Source organism: Streptomyces sp. NPDC021622, from assembly GCF_040640795.1.
In the GTDB taxonomy this organism is placed as follows: Bacteria; Actinomycetota; Actinomycetes; order Streptomycetales; family Streptomycetaceae; genus Streptomyces.
Map to the genome: position 1 here is coordinate 250,151 of NZ_JBFACK010000006.1, position 22,836 is coordinate 272,986.

Genomic DNA, 22,836 nt, shown 5'->3' on the forward strand with positions numbered 1-22,836 from the left:
CACCCTCTTCGTACTCCGCACGGCTACGCGTTGACGGTAGCAGCAGGTGTGCGGCTTCCCCGGTCGGCCGTGCGCCGTGCGCCGGAGCCGTAGGCTGTTCGCGTGCTCTTGCTCGCTCTGGATACCGCAACCCCCGCCGTCACCGTCGCCCTGCACGACGGGTCGTCCGTCGTCGCAGCCTCCAGCCAGGTGGACGCCCGCCGCCACGGCGAGCTGCTGCTGCCAGCCGTCGACCGGGTGCTAGCCGAGGCGGGGCTGAGACTCGACGCGGTGACCGGCATCGTCGTCGGCGTGGGCCCCGGCCCCTACACCGGTCTGCGCGTCGGCCTGATGACCGCCGACACCTTCGGCCTCGCGCTCGGTGTGCCGGTGCACGGCGTGTGCACGCTCGACGGCCTCGCGTACGAGTCCGGCATCGAGAGCGGCCCCTTCGTCGTCGCCACGGACGCGCGGCGCAAGGAGGTCTACTGGGCGCGGTACGCGGACCCCCGCACCCGCCTCACGGACGCCGCCGTGGACCGGCCCGCGGACATCGCGGAGGCGGTGGCCGGGCTGCCCGCCGTCGGCGCGGGCGCGGTGCTCTACCCCGACACCTTCCCGGACGCCCGCGCCCCCGAGCACGTCTCGGCGGCCTCGCTGGCCTCGCTCGCCGCGGAGAAGCTCGCCGCCGGCGAGGAGCTGCTGGCCCCCAGGCCGCTCTACCTGCGCCGCCCGGACGCGCAGGTCCCCAAGAACTACAAGGTGGTCACCCCCAAGTGACGTCCGTGACGACAGTCGTCCTGCGCGAGATGCGCTGGTGGGACATCGAACCCGTCTTCGTCCTGGAGAAGGAGCTCTTCCCGGACGACGCCTGGTCGCGCGGCATGTTCTGGTCCGAGCTCGCGCACGCGCGCGGCCCGCTGGCCACCCGCCGCTATGTCGTGGCGATGGACGGCGAACGGCTCGTCGGGTACGCGGGGCTCGCGTCCTCCGGCGACCAGGCCGACGTACAGACCATCGCGGTGGCCCCGAGCCACTGGGGCACGGGGCTCGGCTCCCGGCTTCTGACCGATCTGCTGGGCGCGGCGACGGCCTTCGAGTGTGCCGAGGTCATGCTGGAAGTGCGGGTCGACAACACACGGGCGCAGAAGCTGTACGAGCGCTTCGGCTTCGAGCCCATCGGCTTCAGACGCGGCTACTACCAGCCGGGCAATGTGGACGCCCTGGTGATGCGCCTGACCGATCCATCAACCTCAGTGAATCCCGCGCAAGGAACCGACACCCATGGCTGACGAACCGCTCGTACTCGGCATCGAGACCTCCTGCGACGAGACCGGCGTCGGCATCGTCCGCGGTACCACCCTGCTCGCCGACGCCGTCGCCTCCAGCGTCGACGAGCACGCCCGCTTCGGCGGTGTCGTGCCCGAGGTCGCGTCCCGCGCGCACCTGGAAGCCATGGTGCCGACCATCGACCGCGCCCTGAAGGAAGCGGGCGTGACGGCGAAGGACCTCGACGGCATCGCGGTGACCGCGGGGCCCGGTCTCGCGGGCGCGCTGCTTGTCGGCGTCTCGGCGGCCAAGGCGTACGCGTACGCGCTCGGCAAGCCGCTGTACGGCGTGAACCACCTGGCCTCGCACATCTGCGTGGACCAGCTGGAGCACGGCACGCTGCCGGAGCCGACGATGGCGCTTCTGGTGTCGGGCGGTCACTCCTCGCTGCTCCTGTCCGCCGACATCACTTCGGACGTACGTCCGCTGGGTGCGACCATCGACGACGCGGCGGGCGAGGCCTTCGACAAGATCGCGCGGGTGCTCAACCTGGGCTTCCCCGGCGGTCCCGTCATCGACCGTTACGCGAAGGAGGGCGACCCGACAGCGATCACCTTCCCGCGCGGTCTCACCGGGCCGCGCGACCCCGCGTACGACTTCTCCTTCTCCGGTCTGAAGACGTCCGTCGCGCGCTGGATCGAGGCCAAGCGGGCCGCGGGCGAGGACGTTCCCGTACGTGATGTGGCGGCGTCCTTCCAGGAGGCGGTCGTCGACGTGCTGACCCGCAAGGCCGTGCGGGCCTGCAAGGACGAGGGCGTGGACCACCTGATGATCGGCGGCGGCGTGGCCGCCAACACCCGGCTGCGGGCGCTCGCGCAGGAGCGCTGCGAGGCGGCCGGGATCCGGCTGCGGGTGCCGCGGCCGAAGCTGTGCACGGACAACGGCGCGATGGTCGCCGCCCTCGGCGCGGAGATGGTGGCCAGGAACCGCTCGGCCTCGGCCTGGGACCTGTCGGCGGATTCTTCGCTGCCGGTGACGGAGCCGCACGTCCCGGGGCACACGCACGATCACGACCACTCTCACGATCACGTGCACGAGGTCAGCAAGGAGAACCTCTACTCGTGACCGTCGCGCTGATGTGGGAGGCCCGCGCCGCCGAAGGGCGGGGCGAGGAACTGCTCGCCTGGGCGCGGGCGCAGGTCCTGGACGGTGAGCCGGCCCGGCGGGAGAGCTTCCGCGCCCCGCAGGACCGGGTGCTCGTGCTGACCTGGTGGGACGCCGCGTACGACGCCGACCTTCCCGAACTGCCGGAGCCCGCACCGGAGTTGGTGACGCGGGCCGTGCACAGGTGGCGGTTCGAATCGGTCGGCGTGGACTGACGCGGCGTACGCCCGAGCCCTAGTCCGGCTCGGGCACCCGCAGGAGCAGCGCCACGGCCGTCAGCGCCAGAACCGTCGTGACCACCGTGGACAGCAGGGCGAGCGTGCCCGGCGTTGTCGTGCGCCCTGGTTCAGCAGTGCCATCCCGTCCCCCGTGATCGGCCCGGAAGTGTCAGGGGCGTCCCGCCTGCCCCAGGAGCCCGTCGATGACCGCTCCCAACTGCTTGGACACGTCGTAGTCCGCCGTCAGTTCCAGCCAGCGGTCGGCCAGTGCGGTCATGTGGGGCAGCTCATCGGCGTCCGCGGCCGTGATCATGTCGGGGAAGTGGCGCTTGCGGTCGGGTTCTTCGGCGCGGCGGGCCATCGCCTGACGGAAGACCAGGTCGCCGTACACGCAGTGCCAGATGGTGCGGTAGGCGGCGACGGCCTGGCCCGGCGTGAGTCCGAGCGTCATCGCCGAGCCGACGATCTCGTCGACCATCCACAGCGCGCCCTTGTCGGTGAGATCACCGAGGCTCAGGACCTCGACCACCCAGGGCATGCCCGCCAGCGTGCCGTGCATGTGCACGGAGACCGCGAGCATCCGGTCGCGCGGGTCGTCGGGCAGCTGGGGGCGGGGGACCGAGTCGGCCATGCCGGACAGGGTGAGCATCAGGAGCTCGTCCTTGTCGCGTACGTGGTGGTAGAGCGCCATCGGGGTCGTGCCGACCTCCTTGGCGACCCGGCGCATGCTGAGGGCGGCGACGCCTTCCTCCTGGAGGATGCGGCGCGCGATGCCGACGATCGCGTCGAGGTCGATGCGGCTGGGGCGGCCGCGTTTCTTCTTCTCTTCGGTCTTTTTCTCTTCTGCCTTTTCAGCTGCCACGTGGCTCATTGTCGGGGAACGCTTCCCGGTTGATTTTCTATACGCGTATAGTAATGTTCCTGGGCATGGTGAAAACTGCTGACTCGACGCCCTCGCACCACCGTTGGCTGCTGCCGGTGCTGCTCACCGTGCAGTTCCTCGTCTCGCTCGACATGTCCGTCGTCAACATCGCGCTTCCCGACATCGGCGACGACCTCGGCTTCGGGGCCGATTCACTGATCTGGGTGGTCAACGCCTACGCGCTGGCCTTCGGCGGCCTCCTCATGCTCGGCGGGCGGCTCGCCGACCTGGTGGGGCGGCGGCGCACCCTGATCGCCGGCTTCGCGGTCTTCGGTGCCGCCAGCCTGGCGGGCGGTCTCGCAGGCACGCCGGGGCAGCTCGTCGCGGCGCGGGCCGTGCAGGGCGCGGGCGCGGCGGCGCTCGCCCCCGTCGCCCTCGCCCTGATCACCGTCAACTACGAGGCGGGGGCCGCGCGTTCGCGGGCGCTCGGGCTCTGGGGGGCGTCGGGCGCGCTCGGCGGCGCGGTCGGCGTGATGGCGGGCGGACTGCTCACGGACTGGGCCGGCTGGCGCTCCGTGATGCTGATCAACGTCCCGGTGGTCCTTGCCGCGCTCCTCCTCTCGCGCGGCGGCGTCCCCGCCGAGCGGCGCACCGGGCCCGCGCCGCGCCTCGACGTGGTGGGGGCGCTGCTCGTCACGGCGGGCATGGCGGTGCTTGTCCTCGGCCTGGTGCGCACGGAGACGTACGCATGGGGATCCGGTACGACCCTGGGCACGCTGGGCGCGGCGGTGGTGCTGCTTGCCGCCTTCGCCGTCGTCGAGTCCCGCAAGCGGGATCCGCTGCTGCGGCTCGGCCTGCTGGCGCACCGGCCGGTGCTCTCCGCGAACGCGTTCTCGCTCCTGATGTCGTCGGGCCAGTTCGCCGCCTTCTACTTCACCTCGCTCTACCTCCAGGAGGTGCTTTCGTACGGTCCGACGACGGCGGGAGCGGCCTTCCTGCCCTTCTGCGTGGGCGTCGTCGCCGGTTCGGTCATCTCGGCGCGGACCGTGGCGCGCTTCGGGGAGCGGGCGCTCCTGGTCACCGGCGGGCTGCTCGGGGCGGCGGGGCTCGCCTGGTTCGGGCTCACGGTGGGCGTCGACGGCACGTTCCTGAACTCCATCCTGGGGCCCTCGATGGTCGCGAGCGTGGGCATCGGCATGTGCTTCGTGCCGCTGGGCACGGCCGCGACATCGGGTGTCGCCGCCGAGGAGACCGGCATGGCGTCGGGGCTGCTCAACAGCTCCCGGCAGCTGGGCGGCTCGCTGGGGCTCGCGGTCCTTGCCACGGTGGCGTCGGGGGTCACGGGGGAGGGGCGGGGGCCGGGCCCGCTCGTCGACGGGTACGCGGCGGCGTTCTGGGTCGCGGCGGCGCTCCTCGTCGCGGCCGCCCTGGCGACAGCCGTGCTGCATCGCGCGCCCGCACGGCTCCGACCTGCGCAGACGCAGGCCCAGGAAGAAACTTCGAAGAATCTCGGCGACGATGTCGATCCGGGCGTCTCCCGTTCGACGCATGGGTGAGAGGCGGGCAGAAGCCCCGCCCACGCACCGAATGGAGAACCGGTCATGCCGCGCTACCTGACGATGATCCGCATCGACGAGAAGAACTCTCCCGAGGGCGGCCCGAGCCCCGAGATGGGGCAGCGCATGGGTGAGCTGCTCGAAGAGATCACCAAGGCGGGCGTCATGCTCGACACCGCCGGCCTCACGCCGACGTCCGAGGCCTCCCGGGTGCACTGGGAGGGCGGCCGCCTGTCCGTCACGGACGGGCCGTTCACCGAGGCCAAGGAGGTCGTCGGCGGCTACTCGATCTCCCAGTGCAAGGACAAGGCCGAGGCGATCGAGTGGGCAAGCCGCTTCCTGAAGATCCACGACGAGGAGTGGACGGTGACGGCGGAGGTGCGGGAGATCGCCGAGGGCTGAGTCTTTGCGGTGCCCCGCGCAGGGTGCTCTGATGGGTGGCCGTGACGGCCCACTCTTCTGAGCACCCTCGCCCTTCCGAGCACCCTCGCCCGGACGCCTCCCGCGGCGCCATCGACACCGTCTTCCGGATCGAGTCGCCGCGCGTCGTCGCCGGTGTCGCGCGGATCGTGCGCGACGTGGGCATCGCGGAAGAACTGGCCCAGGACGCGCTGGTCGCCGCGCTCGAACAGTGGCCGGCGACCGGCGTCCCCGACAACCCGGGCGCCTGGCTGATGACCACGGCCAAGCGCCGCGCCATCGACCTCGTACGCCGCAGGGAGCGCTACGCGCTCAAGCTGGCCGAGATGGGCCGCGACCTGGAGGCGGCGCCGCCGTCCGCCGACGACCCGGCCGACGCCGACCCCGACGACATCGACGACGACCTGCTGCGCCTCGTCTTCACCGCCTGCCACCCGGTGCTCTCCGCCGAGGCCCGTATCGCGCTGACGCTGCGGCTGCTCGGCGGTCTGACGACGGCGGAGATCGCCCGCGCGATGCTGGTCCCCGAGCCGACGGTGGCCCAGCGCGTGGTGCGCGCGAAACGCACTCTCGCCGCCAAGGGCGTGCCCTTCGAAGTTCCGTACGGTCCCGACCGCGAGGCCCGCCTCGGATCGGTCCTGGAGGTCATCTACCTCATCTTCAACGAGGGGTACGCGGCCACGGAGGGCGACGACTGGCTGCGTCCTTCCCTCTGCGAGGACGCGCTGCGCCTTGCCCGCGTGCTGTCCGGTCTGATGCCGAAGGAGCCCGAAGTGCACGGCCTGGCGGCGCTGTTGGAGCTGCAGGCCTCGCGCGCCGGTGCGCGGACGGGTCCTGCGGGCGAGCCGGTGCTCCTCGCGGAACAGGACCGGCGCCGCTGGAACCAGGCGCTGATCCGGCGCGGCTTCGCGGCGCTCGCGCGGGCGCGGGCGGTTTCCTCGGCGGCTCCCGGGCCGTACGCCCTGCAGGCCGCGATCGCCGCGAACCACGCGAACGCGGCTTCGTACGAGGAGACGGACTGGGCCCAGATCGCCGCCCTGTACGCCCTGTTGGCCGAGCGGGCGCCCTCGCCGGTGGTCGAACTGAACCGCGCGGTGGCGGTCTCGATGGCCTCAGGCCCGTCGGAGGCGCTGCCCCTGGTGGACGCGCTGGCCTCTGAACCGGCCCTGAGGGGTTACCACTTGCTGCCGAGCGTGCGGGGAAATCTGCTGCTGCGGCTCGGTCGCCGGGCGGAGGCGCGGGCGGAGTTCGAGCGGGCGGCGGGGCTTGCGCGGAATGTGCGGGAGCGGGAGCTTTTGCTGGCGCGGGCGGGGGAGTGCGGGTAGGGGTGCCCCCAGCTGTGCGCACCGGATGATCACCGGCTTCGACGAGTTCGTCCTCAAACTCCCCCAAGCTCTTAAAGAGCAGGGAGGGACCCCCTCGACGGGCTGAAAGATTCAGGTACCGGGTGGCCGATCAGCATCGTCGGCGCCCCACCCACCCGCGTGAGAAAAACCGTCGCCGAGTTCTTGCCCTGCGGCTTCACCTTCCGTCGCAGCTCCTCCGGCTCCACCGCCGACCCCCGCTTCTTCACCGTCAGGATCCCGACCTCGCGCTCCCTCAGCACTGCCTTCAACTTCTTCACCCCAAAGGGGAGTTGATCGGTGATCTCGTACGCCACCGCGTACGGCGTCTGGTGTAGCGAGTCCGACGTGACGTACGCGATCGTCTCGTCGATCAGACCGCCCTCGACCCGCGCGGCCACCTCCGCCACCAGATGCGCACGGATGACGGCGCCGTCCGGCTCGTACAGATAGCGCCCGACGGACCGCACCTCCGGATCCGGCAGCATCGCGTCGAGCGAGGACCACAGCGAGGCTCCCGATGGCAGCAGCGTCGCGCGGTGCGAGGCGGGGGACTCGGTGCCGAACCACAGCACGGCCTCCTTCACGTCGCCGCCGTCCGAGATCCACTCCGCAGCGGCGTCGTCCGGCACCGCCTCGTGCGGGATCCCGGGAGCGATCTTCAGCGCCGCGTGCGGTGCCTTGCGGGCGGCCTCGATCGCCCAGGAGAGGGGCGGCGAGTAGGCCTCGGGATCGAAGATGCGGCCCCGCCCGCCCCGCCGCGCCGGGTCCACGAAGACTGCGTCGTACGCGGATGTGTCGACCTCGGTGACATCGCCCTCGCGCACCTCGATCAACTCCGCGAGCCCAAGCGCCTCCGCGTTCGCACGCGCCACCGCGCACGTCAGCGGGTCGCGGTCGACGGCGAGGACCGCGATCCCGGCCCGCGCGAGCGCGATCGCGTCGCCGCCGATGCCACAGCAGAGGTCGGCGAGACTGCGTACGCCCAGTGCCTTGAAGCTCTCCGCGCGGTGCACGGCCACGCTCGTGCGCGTCGCCTGCTCGACGCCGTTCGGCGTGAAGAACATCCGCCCCGCGTCCTCGGCGCCGAACTTCGCCACCGCCCGCCGCCGCAGCCGCGCCTGTGCGAGGACCGCCGTGACCAGTTCCGCCGGGTGCTCGCGGCGCAGTCGGGTGGCGACGGCCAGCTCCCGCGCGGGCTCGGCCTCCCGCACCTCGTCGAGATCGAGCAGGGACCGGCCCTCGGGGGTGAGCAGCGCGGAGAAGGAGGCCAGGGCGTGGTCGAGGTCGTTCACCCGGCCCATTGTGGGCCAGTCGGTGGATGGTGCGCGCGCGGCGGCGGTGTCGGCCCCTCATCAGGGCCGTGAGCTGCAAAGATCCGGCGCCATGCAACTAGTACGACAAAACGATCAATACGGCAGAAGACGGAAGCGACGGAAGGGCCGGACGCGGGTCACCGCGGCTGTCCTCACCGCCGCCGCGATCGCCTCCGGCTGTGCGGTCGGAGGTGAGTCGGACGGTGTGAAGCCCGCCCCCGGCCAGCAGCGCCTCGAGGCCCCGCCGGCCCGCGCTCTCGACTCCTACGCCCACAAGCTCCGCGTCGCCCAGGGCGCCCGCGCCGCCGCCGCGAAACGCTGGGGCCTGGCGAAGACCCCGCTGACCGCTCCCGCGGCCCCCGCCAAGAAGCCGCGGATCACCACCCGCAAGGGCTTCGAGGTCAAGGGCCAGGCGGGCCTGCCGCCGGTCTTCACGACCATCCCCACCAAGAAGAAGGTCGTCTTCCTGACCATCGACGACGGCGCCGAGAAGGACCCGGCGCTGCTGAAGATGATGACCGAGCTGAAGATCCCGTACACCGCGTTCCTCAGCGACTATCTGGTCAAGGAGAACTACGGCTACTTCAAGAAGATGCAGTCCCGCGGCGTCTCCCTGAACAACCACACCCTCAACCACCGCTATATGCCGGGACTTTCGTACGCGGGCCAGCGCCGCGAGATCTGCGGCATGCAGGACATCATCAAGAAGCGGTACGGCAAACGGCCCGAGCTCTTCCGCCCGCCGTACGGCAACTACAACGTGGACACGCTGCGCGCCGCCAAGTCCTGCGGCATCAAGGCGGTGCCGCTGTGGGCGTCGGAGGCCTTCGTCGACCGCATGGAGTGGCGCGAGTGGGACAAGGACCTGCACCCCGGCGACATCATCCTCACGCACTTCAGGGGGCGCGAGCACTGGAAGGGCAGCATGCCCGACATGATCCGCAAGGTCATGAAGACGGTCACGGACAAGGGGTACGCGGTGGCCAGCCTTGAGGACTACCTGTGACCGGGCGGGCGCGGCGATTCCTTGCCGGAGCCCTCGCGGCAGCCGTCCTCGCGCCCGCACTCCTCACGGGCTGCGCCCAGTCGGTGGACCCGATCGAGAGGCTGGGCCGGAAGGCGGCAGAAAAGGTCCCGAAGCGGGAGCCGGAGGCTGACCGCTGTGGGCAGGCGTTCCGCAGGGCGAGTGGGGTCTCCCCTGGTCGAGCGGAGCCGAGAGCTTTGGGAAGGGTGGGCACAGCCCCACCTGCCGGGCCACCGAAAACGCAACGGCACGAGGCAACGGAGACGGAACCCCCCACCACGGAGAAACGTTGCCAAGAGGGGCCCGGGGCATCCCCCGCACCCCCAGAAGGCACCCCCCACCGCTAAGACCCGCGTCAGCAATTGGCACTCCGCTTGACCGAGTGCTAATCCCCGTCCTAGTCTCAGCTCTGGCACTCCCCACTGGAGAGTGCCAATAGCGACGGGCAGGTCCGGCACCCGCGACGACGGATCCACCTGGTCGCCACTTCAGACTGTTAACCCCGTAGATCTCCGAAGGGGGAGACCGGATCGTGACGACCGCCAGCTCCAAGGTTGCCATCAAGCCGCTCGAGGACCGCATTGTGGTCCAGCCGCTCGACGCCGAGCAGACCACGGCCTCGGGCCTGGTCATTCCGGACACCGCGAAGGAGAAGCCCCAGGAGGGTGCTGTCCTCGCCGTGGGCCCGGGCCGCTTCGAGAACGGCGAGCGCCTGCCGCTCGACGTCAAGGTCGGCGACGTCGTGCTGTACAGCAAGTACGGCGGCACCGAGGTGAAGTACAACGGCGACGAGTACCTCGTCCTCTCGGCTCGCGACGTGCTCGCGATCGTCGAGAAGTAATTCACCCGAAGCAGAACATTGCTTTGAGCTGCGCCCCTGGTCACCCCGCTGATTGCCGGGCGGCAAGGGGCGCAGTTCGTTCAATCCCGAGTTTTCGAGAGGGCTGAACCGCTCCCATGGCGAAGATCCTGAAGTTCGACGAGGACGCCCGTCGCGCCCTTGAGCGCGGCGTCAACAAGCTTGCCGACACGGTCAAGGTGACGATCGGCCCCCGCGGCCGCAACGTCGTCATCGACAAGAAGTTCGGCGCCCCGACCATCACCAACGACGGCGTCACCATCGCCCGTGAGGTCGAGGTCGAGGACCCGTACGAGAACCTCGGCGCCCAGCTCGTCAAGGAGGTGGCGACCAAGACCAACGACATCGCGGGTGACGGCACCACCACCGCGACCGTGCTCGCCCAGGCCCTGGTCAAGGAAGGCCTGCGCAACGTCGCCGCGGGCGCATCCCCGGCCGCCCTGAAGAAGGGCATCGACGCCGCCGTCGCGGCCGTCTCCGCGGAGCTCCTCGCCACCGCGCGCCCGATCGACGACAAGGCCGACATCGCGGCCGTCGCCGGTCTGTCCGCCCAGGACCCGCAGGTCGGCGAGCTCATCGCCGAGGCGATGGACAAGGTCGGCAAGGACGGTGTCATCACCGTCGAGGAGTCCAACACCTTCGGCCTGGAGCTGGACTTCACCGAGGGCATGGCCTTCGACAAGGGCTACCTGTCCCCGTACATGGTGTCCGACCAGGAGCGTATGGAGGCCGTCCTCGACGACCCGTACATCCTCATCCACCAGGGCAAGATCTCCTCCATCCAGGACCTCCTGCCGCTGCTCGAGAAGGTCATCCAGGCCAACGCCTCGAAGCCGCTCCTGATCATCGCCGAGGACGTCGAGGGCGAGGCCCTTTCGACCCTGGTCGTGAACAAGATCCGCGGCACCTTCAACGCCGTCGCGGTGAAGGCCCCCGGCTTCGGCGACCGCCGCAAGGCCATGCTCGGTGACCTCGCCACGCTCACCGGCGGCACCGTCATCGCCGAAGAGGTCGGCCTCAAGCTCGACCAGGTCGGCCTGGACGTGCTCGGCACCGCCCGCCGCGTGACCATCACCAAGGACGACACCACCGTCGTCGACGGCGGCGGCAACGCCTCCGAGGTCGAGGGCCGCGTCAACCAGATCAAGGCCGAGATCGAGGCCACGGACTCCGACTGGGACCGCGAGAAGCTCCAGGAGCGCCTCGCGAAGCTGGCCGGCGGCGTGTGCGTCATCAAGGTCGGCGCCGCCACCGAGGTGGAGCTGAAGGAGAAGAAGCACCGTCTGGAGGACGCCATCTCCGCGACCCGCGCCGCGGTCGAGGAGGGCATCGTCTCCGGTGGTGGCTCCGCTCTGGTGCACGCCGTCAAGGTCCTCGAGGGCAACCTCGACAAGACCGGCGACGAGGCCACGGGTGTCGCGGTCGTCCGCCGCGCCGCCGTCGAGCCGCTGCGCTGGATCGCCGAGAACGCCGGCCTCGAGGGCTACGTCATCACCTCGAAGGTCGCCGAGCTCGACAAGGGCTTCGGCTTCAACGCCGCGACCGGTGAGTACGGCGACCTGGTCAAGGCCGGTGTCATCGACCCCGTCAAGGTGACGCGCTCCGCGCTGGAGAACGCCGCGTCGATCGCTTCGCTGCTGCTGACGACCGAGACCCTGGTCGTCGAGAAGCCGGCCGAGGAAGAGGCTGAGGCCGGGCACGGCCACGGGCACTCCCACTAAGGCTGCCCTGTAGCTGAACTGAGGCCCGGTGCCCCCTGGTTGGGGGTGCCGGGCCTCAGTGTTTTCGGATGCTCGTCTGCCGGGTTTCGCGTCTTTTCCGGCTGCGGATCGTGGTCCGTCCTCGCGCAGTTCCCCGCGCCCCTTACGGGGCGCCCCCCGGATGTCTTACTGCGGGCCGTACTTGCGTCCCGTACGTGAGGTGACCCCACCCAGCAACGCCCTCGGGGTCACCTTCACCACCCCCATCAGGGTCTTGTAGCGGGGGTCCGGGATCGACAGGGTCTTGCCGCGTGCCAGGTCGGACAGGGCCGCCGCGACCAGCTTGTCCGCGTCGAGCCACATCCACTTGGGGATGTTGGACGTGCCCATCCCGGCGCGCTCGTGGAACTCCGTGCGGACGAAGCCGGGGCACAGCGCCATCAGCCGCACCCCGGAGCCGGCCAGGTCCTTCGCCGCCCCCTGGGTGAACTGCACGACCCACGCCTTCGAAGCGCCGTACGTCCCGCGCGGCACGAACGCCGCCACCGACGCGACGTTGACGACACCGCCACGGCCCCGCTCCCGCATCGCCTCCGCGGCCGCCGACGTCAGCCGGAGCACCGCCTCGCAGTGCACCTTGAGCATCGTCAGCTCGTCGGCCATGGGCACCTCGAGGTATTCGCCCTTGTTGCCGAACCCGGCGTTGTTGACCAGGAGGTCGACCGGGTTCCTGCGGTCTCCGAGCCGCTTCTCGACGGCGGCGATCCCGTCGTCCGTGGCGAGGTCGGCGGTGAGCACCTCCGCCTCGATGCCGTGCCGGTCGTGCAGTTCGGTCGCCTGTTCCCGCAGCCGCTCGGTGTTCCGTGCCACGAGGACCAGGTTGTGGCCGTCACCGGCGAGCCGCCGGGCGAAGGCCGCGCCGATACCGGCGGTCGATCCCGTAATCAGAGCCGTAGTCATGGACCAAGGCTAGTGAGATCCGGACGACCGCTGCGCCGCAGGCCCGCGCCGTACCAATCCCCGCACTACTCCCCGTACTTCTCCACGTACTTGCGCGCCGACTCGATCGACCCGGGATGCAGCGCGTCGCCCGCCGCAAGCAGCCTCGGCAGCAGGTTCTTCTCCGTCGTGACGGCCCTGAACTGGAAGGCGACGGTGACCTCGTGGTCAGGGCGGTGCACGATCTCGATCGTGTCCCCGCCCCGGATCTCACCCGGCTCGATCACCCGCAGATACGCGCCGGGAGCGCCCTGCCGGGTGAAGCGCTTCACCCATGCCTTCTCGCCGACATGGCCCTGGAACGTACGGCAAGGGATGCGGCTCGACGTCACTTCGAGGATCAGCTCGGGGCCGACGCGCCAGCGCTCGCCGATCTTCGCGCCGCTCACGTCGAGCCCGGCGGTCGTGAGGTTCTCGCCGAATCCGCCGTTGGCCAGCGTGCGCCCGAGCGTGCGCTCCCACTGGTCGAGGTCCTCGCGCGCGAAGGCGTACACCGCCTGGTCGTTCCCGCCGTGGTGCCGCAGATCGCAGACCTCGTCGCCGGCGAGGCCGCTCCCGCCGACCCCCTTCTCGCCGGGCGCAGTCACCCGGACGGCCCCATCGGCCGGCTGCTTGTCGATGCCGGTACCGCCCGAGGGCGCGTCGGTGTACTCGACGGCCTTGAGCCGGCCCAGATTCACAGAGAGAAGCTTCATGAGGGCAGGCTAGGCGAGCCCGCTCAAAGCGTCGACGCAATATTGGGCACTTCGCCCAAGTGTCGCTTATGCTCGAACCATGATCGAGGCCCGTCATCTCCGCGTCCTGCGTGCGGTCGCCGCCACCGGCTCCTTCTCCGCCGCGGCGCGCGAGCTCGGCTGCACCCAGCCCGCCGTCAGCCAGCAGATGAAGGCACTCGAAGGCTCGGCGGGCACACCGCTGCTGATCCGCACGGGCCGCGAGATGCGCCTGACCCAGGCGGGCGAGGCCCTGGTCCGGCACGCCGCCGGGATCCTGGCGGGGCTCACCGCCGCAGAGGAAGAGGTCGCCGCCATCGCGGGCCTGCGGGCGGGCCGTGTCCGCCTCGTCTCCTTCCCCAGCGGCAGCTCGACCCTCGTGCCGAGTGCGCTCGCCGCCCTGCGCGCCGCACACCCCGGCACCCGGGTCTCCCTGGTCGACGCCGAGCCACCGCGCTCGGTCGAGATGCTGCGCGAGGGCGACTGCGATGTGGCGCTCGCCTTCCGTTACGAGGGGGCATCGGCAGCCGAGGAGTGGGACGACCTGGTGGTGCGCCCCCTGCTCGCCGACCGGCTCGTAGGTCTCGTGCCGGACGGGCACCGGCTCGCGAAGGCGGAATCGGTCGCCATCGGGGAGCTCGCCGACGAGCCGTGGATCGCGGGCTGTCCGCGCTGTCGCAGGCAGCTGGTGGAGGTCTGCGAAGGGGCGGGTTTCGTGCCCCGGATCGATTTCGCGACGGACGACTATCCGGCGGTGATCGGCCTGGTCGGCGCCGGCCTTGGCGTCGCGGTGCTGCCCGAGCTCGCCATCGAGTCGGTACGCCCCAAGGGTGCACGCACGGTGACGGTGGAGCCCGCCGTGCAGCGCGAAATCGTCGCGCTCACCTTGCCCGACCTGGCGCAGGTGCCCGCGGTGGCCGCCACGCTTGACCACCTCGAGCGGGCCGCAGAGCGCTGAGCGCCTGCGAAGAAACGTTCCTTCAAGAACGCGAGACCGCGTTTCCGCCGACCGCCGAGTGCGGCGCCGCTGACGCCGCGACCAGGCGGTTGCGGGCCCGGCCCATGAGTTCCTCGCGCTCGTCCTCCGTCAGCCCGCCCCACACGCCGTAGGGCTCGCGCACCGCGAGTGCGTGAGCGGCGCACTCCGCGCGCACCGGGCACCTCATGCAGACCTCCTTGGCGGAGTTCTCACGCGCGCTTCGTGCCGCGCCACGCTCGCCCTCGGGGTGAAAGAAGAGCGAGCTGTCGACCCCGCGGCAGGCCGCGAGGAGCTGCCAGTCCCACAGATCTGCGTTCGGTCCGGGAAGGCGGGAGAAATCTGCCATTGCTTGTCTCCTGGTAGCCGTTCTGCGCGGATACGGTGCCCACGACCGTACATCTACTGTCTAAGGAGATGAAAATATGACTCATTGGAAAATCTAGCCACAGACACCAGTAAAAGGGAAGGAAACCGGCTAAATGGGGCATGGCTTGTGATGAAAGGTTGAGGGTCTCCTGCGCTGCCCCCGCTGTGTCCGCGCCCTCACGTAGAGTGCCGAAGGAGGCTGACCGCCCCGTAACTCTTTCGGGTGACCGTCGTTGAGAGTGCGGAGGCGGTTGAAAGAACAAGCGCTCGGGCAGATGTCCGAGAGCGTCAACCGCACAGGTGACGAACATGTATCCAGCCTGGAGGCTCAAGGTGACGCGCAGCAGCTGTGAGAGCCGCGGAGGACAGTCATGACATCCGTCCTCGTCTGCGACGACTCCCCGCTCGCCCGAGAGGCGCTCCGCCGCGCGGTCGCGACCGTGCCCGGCGTCGAGCGCGTGACGACAGCGGCCAACGGCGAGGAAGTCCTCCGCCGCTGGGGCGCCGACCGCTCGGACCTGATTCTGATGGACGTACGCATGCCCGGTCTGGGCGGCGTGGAGACCGTCCGGCGGCTGCTGTCCGCCGACCCCGGTGCGCGCATCATCATGCTCACCGTCGCCGAGGATCTGGACGGCGTCGCGCTCGCGGTCGCCGCCGGCGCCCGCGGCTATCTCCACAAGGACGCCTCGCGCGCCGAGCTGCGTGCGACCGTCACCCAGGCGCTCGCCGATCCGACGTGGCGTCTTGCTCCGCGCAGACTGCGCTCGGCCGAGATGGGCGCGGCGCCCACGCTCACCGCGCGTGAGATCCAGGTGCTCGAGGGCATGAGCCACGGCCGGTCGAACGCCGAGATCGGACGTGAGCTTTTTCTCTCCGAGGACACGGTCAAGACGCACGCCAGGCGGCTGTTCAAGAAGCTCGGCGCCTCGGACCGCGCGCACGCCGTGGCGCTCGGTTTCCGCTGGGGCCTGGTTCGTTAAGTGTCCCGCCGCGGGGGCACGGCGATCCCCGCCCGCCGTCCGGTGGGCGGGGTGAGCGATGCCTGTCGCGCCCCTTCGCGGGAGCGGTTGCAGCCGCTTCGCCGCCGATGCCGCATCCTTGATGTGTGGAGTTCCTCGGGGACAAGTCGGTCGAGCGGGAGGGGAGGGCGCAGGAGATGAGTTCCGGCGCACCTGCTCATAACGCTTCGGTGCACAACTACGGACGCGGTGCCGCGGACCAATCGGCGCCAAGGCACCATGGACCGATGCGCGATGACAAGACGACGGTGATCGGTGCCCTCGTTCTTCGCGCGGTCGAGGGTGATGAGCAGGCCACGCACGATCTCCTGGCCCATGTGCACCCCCTGGCACTGCGTTACTGCCGTACGCGGCTTTCCCGACTGCCCGGTGACGCACGGCACTTCGTGGAGGACCTGGCGCAGGAAGTGTGTGTAGCCGTCCTTCTCGCGCTGCCGCGCTACAAGGACACGGGGCGTCCCTTCGAGGCGTTCGTCTTCGCGATCGCGGCGCACAAGGTCGCCGATCTGCAGCGTGCGGCCATGCGTCACCCCGGTTCCACGGCCGTGCCGTCGGACGAGATGCCCGAGCGGCCCGACGACTCGCTCGGCCCGGAGGAGCGCGCGCTGCTCAGCAGCGACGCCGAGTGGGCCAAGAAGCTCATGGCCAACCTGCCGGAGAACCAGCGCGAGCTGCTGCTCCTGCGCATCGCGGTCGGGCTCACGGCCGAGGAGACCGGGCAGATGCTGGGGATGTCCCCGGGGGCCGTGCGGGTGGCGCAGCACCGGGCGCTGAGTCGGTTGCGGGCACTGGCCGAGCAGTAGCGGTCGAGGACCGGTCGACGGTTGTCTTCGGCGGTCGTTCATGATGTGTGAACGTACAAACCTGGCCGATGATCTTGATCGTGGAATGAGACACCCTCGGATCCCGTTAGCATGGACATCCGCACCGATCAAGGCCATTTGGGGAAGGTGTCATGACTGCAAACGTCGACGGAGTGCCCGAGAAATTCGCGACGCTCGGGCTGACCTACGACGACGTGCTGCTGCTGCCCGGCGCGTCCGACATGGCGCCGGACCAGATCGACACTTCCTCGTTCATCTCGAAGAACGTGCGGGTCAACGTCCCGCTGCTGTCCGCGGCGATGGACAAGGTCACCGAGTCCCGCATGGCGATCGCCATGGCGCGGCAGGGTGGCGTCGGCGTGCTGCACCGCAATCTCTCCATCGCCGACCAGGCCAACCAGGTCGACCTGGTGAAGCGCTCCGAGTCCGGCATGGTCACCGACCCGATCACGGTGCACCCGGACGCGACGCTCGGCGAGGCCGACGCGATCTGCGCCAAGTTCCGCATCAGCGGCGTCCCGGTGACCGACGCGGCGGGCAAGCTGCTCGGCATCGTCACCAACCGTGACATGGCCTTCGAGTCGGACCGTACGCGCCAGGTGCGCGAGGTCATGACGCCGATGCCGCTGGTCACCGGCAAGGTCGGCATCTCCGGCGTGGACGCCATGGAGCTGCTGCGCCGCCACAAGATCGAGAAGCTTCCGCTGGTCGACGACGCGGGCGTCCTCAAGGGCCTCATCACGGTCAAGGACTTCGTCAAGGCCGAGAAGTACCCGAGCGCCGCCAAGGACAAGGAAGGCCGCCTCCTGGTGGGCGCCGCCGTCGGTGTCGCCGGTGACGCCTTCGAGCGTGCCCAGGCCCTCGTCGAGGCGGGCGTCGACTTCATCGTCGTCGACACCGCGCACGGCCACTCCCGCCTGGTCGGCGACATGGTCGCCAAGATCAAGTCCAATGCCTCCGGCGTGGACGTCATCGGCGGCAACATCGCCACGCGTGACGGCGCCAAGTCGCTCATCGACGCCGGTGTCGACGGCATCAAGGTCGGTGTCGGACCGGGCTCCATCTGTACGACGCGTGTCGTGGCGGGCATCGGTGTTCCGCAGGTCACCGCCATCTACGAAGCCTCGCTCGCCGCCAAGGAGGCCGGGGTCCCGGTCATCGGCGACGGCGGCCTGCAGTACTCGGGCGACATCGCCAAGGCGCTCGTCGCCGGCGCGGACACGGTCATGCTGGGCTCGCTGCTCGCCGGCTGCGAGGAGTCGCCGGGTGAGCTGATGTTCATCAACGGCAAGCAGTTCAAGTCGTACCGCGGCATGGGCTCGCTGGGGGCCATGCAGACCCGTGGCGAGCGCAAGTCCTTCTCCAAGGACCGCTACTTCCAGGAGGGCGTCGCCTCCGACGAGAAGCTGGTGCCCGAGGGCATCGAGGGCCAGGTTCCCTACCGCGGCCCGCTCTCCGCGGTGGTGCACCAGCTGGTCGGCGGTCTGCGCCAGTCGATGTTCTACGTAGGCGGGCGCACGGTTCCCGAGCTCCAGGAGAACGGCCGTTTCGTACGGATCACTTCGGCGGGCCTCAAGGAGAGCCACCCGCACGACATCCAGATGACGGTCGAGGCGCCGAACTACACGAACAAGCGCTGACCCAAGCGCTGACCCGAAAACGCCGCGCACGCGCGCGTGGGGGCGGCCCGGATTCCCGGGGCCGCCCCCTTGGCGTGCGTCGGGGATACTGGTACGGCAGACAGAGTGCCGAAGTGGCGAAGTAGTGCCGAAGTACCGAAGAAAGCTGAAGGGCCACCCACGTGACTGAGATCGAGATCGGGCGCGGCAAGCGCGGCCGCAGGGCGTACGCCTTCGACGACATCGCCGTCGTACCGAGCCGTCGGACCCGCGACCCGAAGGAGGTCTCGATCGCCTGGCAGATCGACGCCTACCGCTTCGAGCTGCCCTTCCTGGCCGCGCCGATGGACTCGGTCGTCTCGCCGCAGACCGCGATCCGCATCGGTGAGCTGGGCGGTCTGGGCGTACTGAACCTCGAGGGCCTGTGGACGCGGTACGAGGACCCGCAGCCGCTGCTCGACGAGATCGCCGAGCTGGACACGGACAACGCGACCCGCCGCCTCCAGGAGATCTACTCCGCGCCGATCCAGGCCGACCTGATCGGGCAGCGCATCAAGGAGGTGCGCGACTCGGGTGTCGTCACCGCCGCCGCGCTCTCCCCGCAGCGCACCGCCGAGTTCTCCAAGGCCGTCGTGGACGCCGGTGTGGACATCTTCGTGATCCGCGGGACGACCGTCTCCGCCGAGCACGTCTCCGGTGCCGCCGAGCCGCTCAACCTGAAGCAGTTCATCTACGAACTCGACGTGCCGGTCATCGTCGGCGGCTGCGCCACCTACACCGCCGCGCTGCACCTGATGCGCACCGGCGCCGCCGGTGTCCTCGTCGGCTTCGGCGGCGGCGCCGCGCACACCACGCGCAACGTCCTGGGCATCCAGGTGCCGATGGCCACCGCCGTCGCGGACGTCGCGGCCGCCCGCCGTGACTACATGGACGAGTCCGGCGGCCGGTACGTGCACGTCATCGCGGACGGCGGCGTGGGCTGGTCCGGCGACCTGCCCAAGGCCATCGCCTGCGGCGCCGACTCGGTGATGATGGGCTCCCCGCTGGCCCGCGCCACGGACGCGCCCGGCAAGGGCCACCACTGGGGCATGGAGGCAGTCCACGAGGACGTGCCGCGCGGCAAGCGCGTCGACCTCGGTGTGGTCGGCACGACCGAGGAGATCCTCACCGGTCCCTCGCACATCCCGGACGGCTCGATGAACTTCTTCGGGGCGCTGCGCCGGGCGATGGCCACGACGGGCTACAGCGAGCTCAAGGAGTTCCAGCGCGTCGAGGTGACGGTCGCGGACTCGCAGCACAAGCGCTGACGGTTTGGTTTTTGGACTGATGTCCACGAAGGGCCCCGGTACTCGTACCGGGGCCCTTTGCGTGTCTCAGAGGCGGTGCGCCGCGCCCGCCGGGGTGGCGCCCCTTGTGTCGAGGAGCAGTTGGGCCTTCACGGCAAGGCCCTGCAGGTCGTACGTGCGGTGGTGCTGCAGCAGGATCGTGAGGTCGGCTTCGGCGGCCGCTTCGTAGAGGGAGTCCGCGCGGGGGACGGGGTGGCCGAGGACGCTCCAGTTCGGGACGTAGGGGTCGTGGTAGCTGACGGCGGCGCCCAGTTCCATCAGACGGGTCGCGATCTCCTGGGCGGGGGAGCCCTGCTGGTCGGCCAGGTCGGGCTTGTAGGTGACGCCGAGCAGCAGGACGCGGGCGCCGCGGGCGGACTTGCCGTGTTCGTTGAGCAGGGTCGCCGAGCGCTGGATGACGTACTGGGGCATGCGGTCGTTGACCTGCTGGGCCAGTTCGACGATGCGCAGGGGGCGGGCGCCGCGGGACGGGGTGGGGATGTCCAGGGGGACGCCGTGGCCGCCGACGCCGGGTCCTGGACGGAAGGCCTGGAAGCCGAAGGGCTTGGTCTCGGCGCAGCGGATGACGTCCCACAGGTCGATGCCCAGGTCGTGGCAGAGCACGGCCATTTCGTTGACCAGCGCCATGTTCACGTGCCGGTAGTTGGTCTCCAGGAGGTGCACGGTCTCGGCCTCGCGGGGGCCACGCGCGCGTACGACCTTGTCGGTGAGGCGGCCGTAGAAGGCGGCGGCCGATTCGGTGCAGGCGGGCGTGATGCCGCCGATGACCTTGGGGGTGCCCGCGTAGCCGTGGGTGCGGTTGCCGGGGTCGAGGCGGCCGGGCGAGTAGGCGAGATGGAAGTCGCGGCCCGCGCGCAGGCCGGAGCCCGACTCCAGGATCGGGCGCAGGAACTCCTCTGTTGTGCCCGGGTACACGGGCGATTCGAGGATGACGGTGGTGTGCGGACGCAGCCGTGCGGCCAGGGCGTGCGCGGCGTCGGCCACTTGGCTCAGGTCGAGCGAGCGGTCCGCCGCCGGCGGGGTGGGCGCGCAGATGACGGCGGTGCGGACCCGGCCGAGCTCGACGGGGTCGGTGGTCGGCCTGAAGCCCCCCGAGAGCATCCGGCGGACGTCGGCGGCGGTGAGGGTGCCCTCGGCGCCGTCGCAGGGCAGGCGGCCGCCTGCCAGGTCGGTGGCGCGGACGGGGTCGTAGCCGATGGTGGCGATGCCGCCGGCGACGGCGGCCTGGGCGAGGGGCAGGCCGAGGTGGCCGAGACCGATGACGGCGAGATCTGCGGGCATGGCGGTGGGCCGTCCTCCCAATAGCCGGAGTGGGACGAGCGCGCAAGCCCTGTGGACAAGGTGGACCAGCGCAATGTCAGACTAGGAGTAAATATGACCGTTATGCGGCATTGCGTGGCGCCGGATCTTGGAGTGTTGTCCACAGGCGGCGACCGAACTCAGCGGGCTCGACCAGAATCTGGGCATGATGTGAGCGCGACCACACCCGAAACGAAACGGGAGGCAGCGGTGAGGACAGCGACACTGGGGCCGGCGGAGCGTGCCGAGTCACTTGCGGAAATGGCCGAGCGGGAGCTGGACGTCCTGGTCGTGGGAGCGGGAGTGGTCGGCGCGGGCACCGCGCTCGACGCCGTGACCCGCGGTCTCTCCACGGGCTTGGTCGAGGCGCGGGACTGGGCGTCGGGCACGTCGAGCCGGTCGAGCAAGCTGATCCACGGCGGCCTGCGCTATCTGGAGATGCTGGACTTCGCGCTGGTGCGTGAGGCGTTGAAGGAGCGCGGCCTGCTCCTGGAGCGGCTCGCCCCGCACCTCGTGAAGCCGGTGCCGTTCCTCTACCCCTTGCAGCACAAGGGCTGGGAGCGGCTCTACGCCGGGTCGGGCGTCGCGCTGTACGACGCCATGTCGATGTCCCGCGGCCATGGCCGCGGACTGCCCATGCACCGCCATCTGAGCCGGCGTCACGCCCTGCGCGTCGCCCCGTGCCTGAAGAAGGACGCGCTGGTCGGGGCGATGCAGTACTACGACGCGCAGATGGACGACGCCCGCTATGTGGCGACGCTGGTGCGCACGGCGGCCGCGTATGGCGCGAAGGTCGCCAACCGGGCCCGAGTGACCGGCTTCCTGCGGGAAGGTGAGCGGGTTGTCGGTGCTCGGGTACAAGATGTCGAGGGCGGCGGGGAGTACGAGGTCCGGGCCAAGCAGATCGTGAACGCGACGGGTGTCTGGACGGACGACACCCAGGCGATGGTCGGGGAGCGGGGGCAGTTCCACGTCAGGGCGTCCAAGGGCATCCACCTGGTCGTGCCCAAGGACCGGATCAGCTCGACGACCGGGCTGATCCTGCGGACCGAGAAGAGCGTCCTCTTCGTCATCCCGTGGGGGCGGCACTGGATCGTGGGGACGACGGACACCGACTGGGACCTGGACAAGGCGCATCCGGCGGCGTCCAGCGCCGACATCGACTATCTCCTCGAGCATGTGAACTCGGTGCTCGCGGTGCCCCTCTCGCGGGACGACGTGCAAGGGGTGTACGCGGGCCTTCGGCCGCTGCTCGCCGGGGAGTCGGACGCCACGAGCAAGCTGTCGCGTGAGCACACGGTGGCGCATCCTGCGCCGGGCCTCGTGGTCGTCGCGGGCGGCAAGTACACGACGTACCGGGTGATGGCGAAGGACGCGGTGGACGAGGCGGTGCACGGCCTCGACCAGCGGGTCGCCGACTGCGTCACCGAGGACATCCCGCTCGTCGGCGCGGAGGGATACAAGGCGCTGTGGAACGCGCGGGCCAGGATCGCCGCGCGCACCGGGCTCCATGTGGTGCGTGTGGAGCATCTGTTGAACCGGTACGGCTCGCTGGCGGAGGAGGTGCTCGCGCTGGTCACCGACGATCCCTCGCTGGGCGCGCCGCTGCAGGCGGCCGACGACTATCTGCGCGCCGAGATCGTCTACGCCGCGTCGCACGAGGGGGCGCGGCATCTGGACGATGTGCTGACGCGGCGTACGCGCATCTCGATCGAGACGTTCGACCGGGGCACGCGCAGCGCGCGGGAGTGTGCCGAGCTGATGGCGCCGGTGCTCGGCTGGGACAAGGACCAGGTGGAGCGGGAGGTGCAGCACTACGAGAAGCGGGTGGAGGCGGAGCGGGAGTCGCAGCGGCAGCCGGATGACTTGACGGCTGATGCGGCGAGGTTGGGGGCGCCGGACATCGTGCCGCTGTAGCGCTCCGCTGGTGACCTGGATCGCCGGCTGCGGGTGCGTCGT

At 70.3% G+C, this 22,836-nt stretch carries 22 protein-coding genes; 16 read left to right on the top strand and 6 right to left on the bottom strand.

Annotation, left to right across the window (positions count from 1 at the left end):
• Positions 1-102: 102 nt before the first annotated feature.
• The 4 genes from tsaB to AB0G47_RS14515 are packed head-to-tail and all read left to right on the top strand — an operon-like array spanning position 103 to position 2,627.
• Entirely contained in the window at positions 103-759 is a 657-nt protein-coding gene (gene tsaB / locus AB0G47_RS14500; RefSeq protein WP_360768588.1) for a tRNA (adenosine(37)-N6)-threonylcarbamoyltransferase complex dimerization subunit type 1 TsaB, read from the top strand.
• Between the two features lie 29 nt (positions 760-788).
• Positions 789-1,271, top strand: a complete 483-nt coding sequence (gene rimI / locus AB0G47_RS14505; protein ID WP_360769027.1) for a ribosomal protein S18-alanine N-acetyltransferase — start codon at positions 789-791, stop codon at positions 1,269-1,271.
• Positions 1,264-2,373, top strand: a complete 1,110-nt coding sequence (tsaD, locus tag AB0G47_RS14510; RefSeq protein WP_360768591.1) for a tRNA (adenosine(37)-N6)-threonylcarbamoyltransferase complex transferase subunit TsaD — start codon at positions 1,264-1,266, stop codon at positions 2,371-2,373. The genes rimI and tsaD overlap by 8 nt, the downstream gene beginning before the upstream one ends.
• Positions 2,370-2,627: a hypothetical protein gene (locus AB0G47_RS14515; RefSeq protein ID WP_360768593.1), complete on the top strand. Its 258-nt coding sequence runs from the start codon at positions 2,370-2,372 to the stop codon at positions 2,625-2,627. Before tsaD ends, AB0G47_RS14515 begins: the two co-directional genes overlap by 4 nt.
• Before the next feature lie 172 nt (positions 2,628-2,799).
• Here the strand turns inward: AB0G47_RS14515 and AB0G47_RS14520 are convergent, their stop codons facing one another.
• Positions 2,800-3,501, bottom strand: coding sequence for a helix-turn-helix domain-containing protein (locus tag AB0G47_RS14520; RefSeq protein ID WP_360768595.1), 702 nt, complete (start codon positions 3,499-3,501; stop codon positions 2,800-2,802).
• A gap of 56 nt (positions 3,502-3,557) precedes the next feature.
• Here AB0G47_RS14520 and AB0G47_RS14525 point away from each other — a divergent pair, with 56 nt between their 5' ends.
• The 3 genes from AB0G47_RS14525 to AB0G47_RS14535 all read left to right on the top strand — a co-directional run bounded on the left by AB0G47_RS14525 (position 3,558) and on the right by AB0G47_RS14535 (position 6,793).
• A complete protein-coding gene (locus AB0G47_RS14525) occupies positions 3,558-5,048 on the top strand; it encodes an MFS transporter (RefSeq protein ID WP_360768598.1) in 1,491 nt (496 codons plus the stop codon).
• A 45-nt stretch (positions 5,049-5,093) separates the two neighbouring features.
• Positions 5,094-5,450 (top strand): YciI family protein, encoded by a 357-nt coding sequence (locus AB0G47_RS14530; protein ID WP_360768601.1) that lies wholly within the window; start codon positions 5,094-5,096, stop codon positions 5,448-5,450.
• 110 nt (positions 5,451-5,560) lie between these two features.
• Positions 5,561-6,793, top strand: a complete 1,233-nt coding sequence (locus AB0G47_RS14535; RefSeq protein WP_360769030.1) for a sigma-70 family RNA polymerase sigma factor — start codon at positions 5,561-5,563, stop codon at positions 6,791-6,793.
• Positions 6,794-6,864: 71 nt separating this feature from the next.
• Here AB0G47_RS14535 and AB0G47_RS14540 read toward each other — a convergent pair whose 3' ends face one another.
• The gene (locus tag AB0G47_RS14540) at positions 6,865-8,106 is read right to left on the bottom strand and encodes a methyltransferase domain-containing protein (RefSeq protein ID WP_360768604.1); all 1,242 of its coding nucleotides are present in this window, start codon (positions 8,104-8,106) and stop codon (positions 6,865-6,867) included.
• A gap of 91 nt (positions 8,107-8,197) precedes the next feature.
• Here AB0G47_RS14540 and AB0G47_RS14545 point away from each other — a divergent pair, with 91 nt between their 5' ends.
• The 3 genes from AB0G47_RS14545 (at position 8,198) to groL (ending at position 11,731) form a co-directional block, all read left to right on the top strand.
• Positions 8,198-9,133, top strand: a complete 936-nt coding sequence (locus AB0G47_RS14545) for a polysaccharide deacetylase family protein (protein ID WP_360768607.1) — start codon at positions 8,198-8,200, stop codon at positions 9,131-9,133.
• A 550-nt stretch (positions 9,134-9,683) separates the two neighbouring features.
• Entirely contained in the window at positions 9,684-9,992 is a 309-nt protein-coding gene (gene groES, locus AB0G47_RS14550) for a co-chaperone GroES (RefSeq protein WP_006347174.1), read from the top strand.
• A 116-nt stretch (positions 9,993-10,108) separates the two neighbouring features.
• A complete protein-coding gene (groL, locus tag AB0G47_RS14555) occupies positions 10,109-11,731 on the top strand; it encodes a chaperonin GroEL (protein ID WP_360768610.1) in 1,623 nt (540 codons plus the stop codon).
• 165 nt (positions 11,732-11,896) lie between these two features.
• Here groL and AB0G47_RS14560 read toward each other — a convergent pair whose 3' ends face one another.
• Both AB0G47_RS14560 and AB0G47_RS14565 read right to left on the bottom strand, forming a co-directional pair.
• The gene (locus AB0G47_RS14560) at positions 11,897-12,670 is read right to left on the bottom strand and encodes an SDR family oxidoreductase (protein WP_360768613.1); all 774 of its coding nucleotides are present in this window, start codon (positions 12,668-12,670) and stop codon (positions 11,897-11,899) included.
• Between the two features lie 65 nt (positions 12,671-12,735).
• Positions 12,736-13,404 (bottom strand): MOSC domain-containing protein, encoded by a 669-nt coding sequence (locus AB0G47_RS14565; RefSeq protein WP_360768616.1) that lies wholly within the window; start codon positions 13,402-13,404, stop codon positions 12,736-12,738.
• A gap of 79 nt (positions 13,405-13,483) precedes the next feature.
• Between AB0G47_RS14565 and AB0G47_RS14570 the strand changes: the two genes are divergently transcribed.
• Positions 13,484-14,380 (top strand): LysR family transcriptional regulator, encoded by an 897-nt coding sequence (locus tag AB0G47_RS14570; protein WP_360768619.1) that lies wholly within the window; start codon positions 13,484-13,486, stop codon positions 14,378-14,380.
• Between the two features lie 22 nt (positions 14,381-14,402).
• Here AB0G47_RS14570 and AB0G47_RS14575 read toward each other — a convergent pair whose 3' ends face one another.
• Positions 14,403-14,747 (bottom strand): WhiB family transcriptional regulator, encoded by a 345-nt coding sequence (locus tag AB0G47_RS14575; RefSeq protein WP_360768622.1) that lies wholly within the window; start codon positions 14,745-14,747, stop codon positions 14,403-14,405.
• Positions 14,748-15,138: 391 nt separating this feature from the next.
• Here AB0G47_RS14575 and AB0G47_RS14580 point away from each other — a divergent pair, with 391 nt between their 5' ends.
• The 4 genes from AB0G47_RS14580 (at position 15,139) to AB0G47_RS14595 (ending at position 19,539) form a co-directional block, all read left to right on the top strand.
• Positions 15,139-15,750 carry a response regulator transcription factor gene (locus AB0G47_RS14580; protein WP_003948568.1) on the top strand — a complete coding sequence of 204 codons (612 nt, stop codon included), beginning with the start codon at positions 15,139-15,141 and terminating at the stop codon, positions 15,748-15,750.
• 266 nt (positions 15,751-16,016) lie between these two features.
• Positions 16,017-16,592: a sigma-70 family RNA polymerase sigma factor gene (locus tag AB0G47_RS14585; RefSeq protein ID WP_055549856.1), complete on the top strand. Its 576-nt coding sequence runs from the start codon at positions 16,017-16,019 to the stop codon at positions 16,590-16,592.
• A gap of 152 nt (positions 16,593-16,744) precedes the next feature.
• Positions 16,745-18,253, top strand: coding sequence for an IMP dehydrogenase (guaB, locus tag AB0G47_RS14590; RefSeq protein ID WP_360768626.1), 1,509 nt, complete (start codon positions 16,745-16,747; stop codon positions 18,251-18,253).
• A gap of 161 nt (positions 18,254-18,414) precedes the next feature.
• Complete coding sequence (locus tag AB0G47_RS14595; protein WP_266870046.1) at positions 18,415-19,539, top strand: GuaB3 family IMP dehydrogenase-related protein; 1,125 nt, start codon at positions 18,415-18,417, stop codon at positions 19,537-19,539.
• A gap of 66 nt (positions 19,540-19,605) precedes the next feature.
• On the opposite strand, the gene AB0G47_RS14600 is transcribed toward AB0G47_RS14595, so the two are convergent.
• Entirely contained in the window at positions 19,606-20,859 is a 1,254-nt protein-coding gene (locus tag AB0G47_RS14600) for a nucleotide sugar dehydrogenase (protein ID WP_360768630.1), read from the bottom strand.
• A gap of 228 nt (positions 20,860-21,087) precedes the next feature.
• On the opposite strand from AB0G47_RS14600, the gene AB0G47_RS14605 reads away from it, so the two are divergent.
• Positions 21,088-22,794 (top strand): glycerol-3-phosphate dehydrogenase/oxidase, encoded by a 1,707-nt coding sequence (locus AB0G47_RS14605; RefSeq protein WP_360768633.1) that lies wholly within the window; start codon positions 21,088-21,090, stop codon positions 22,792-22,794.
• The last annotated feature ends 42 nt before the right edge of the window (positions 22,795-22,836 follow it).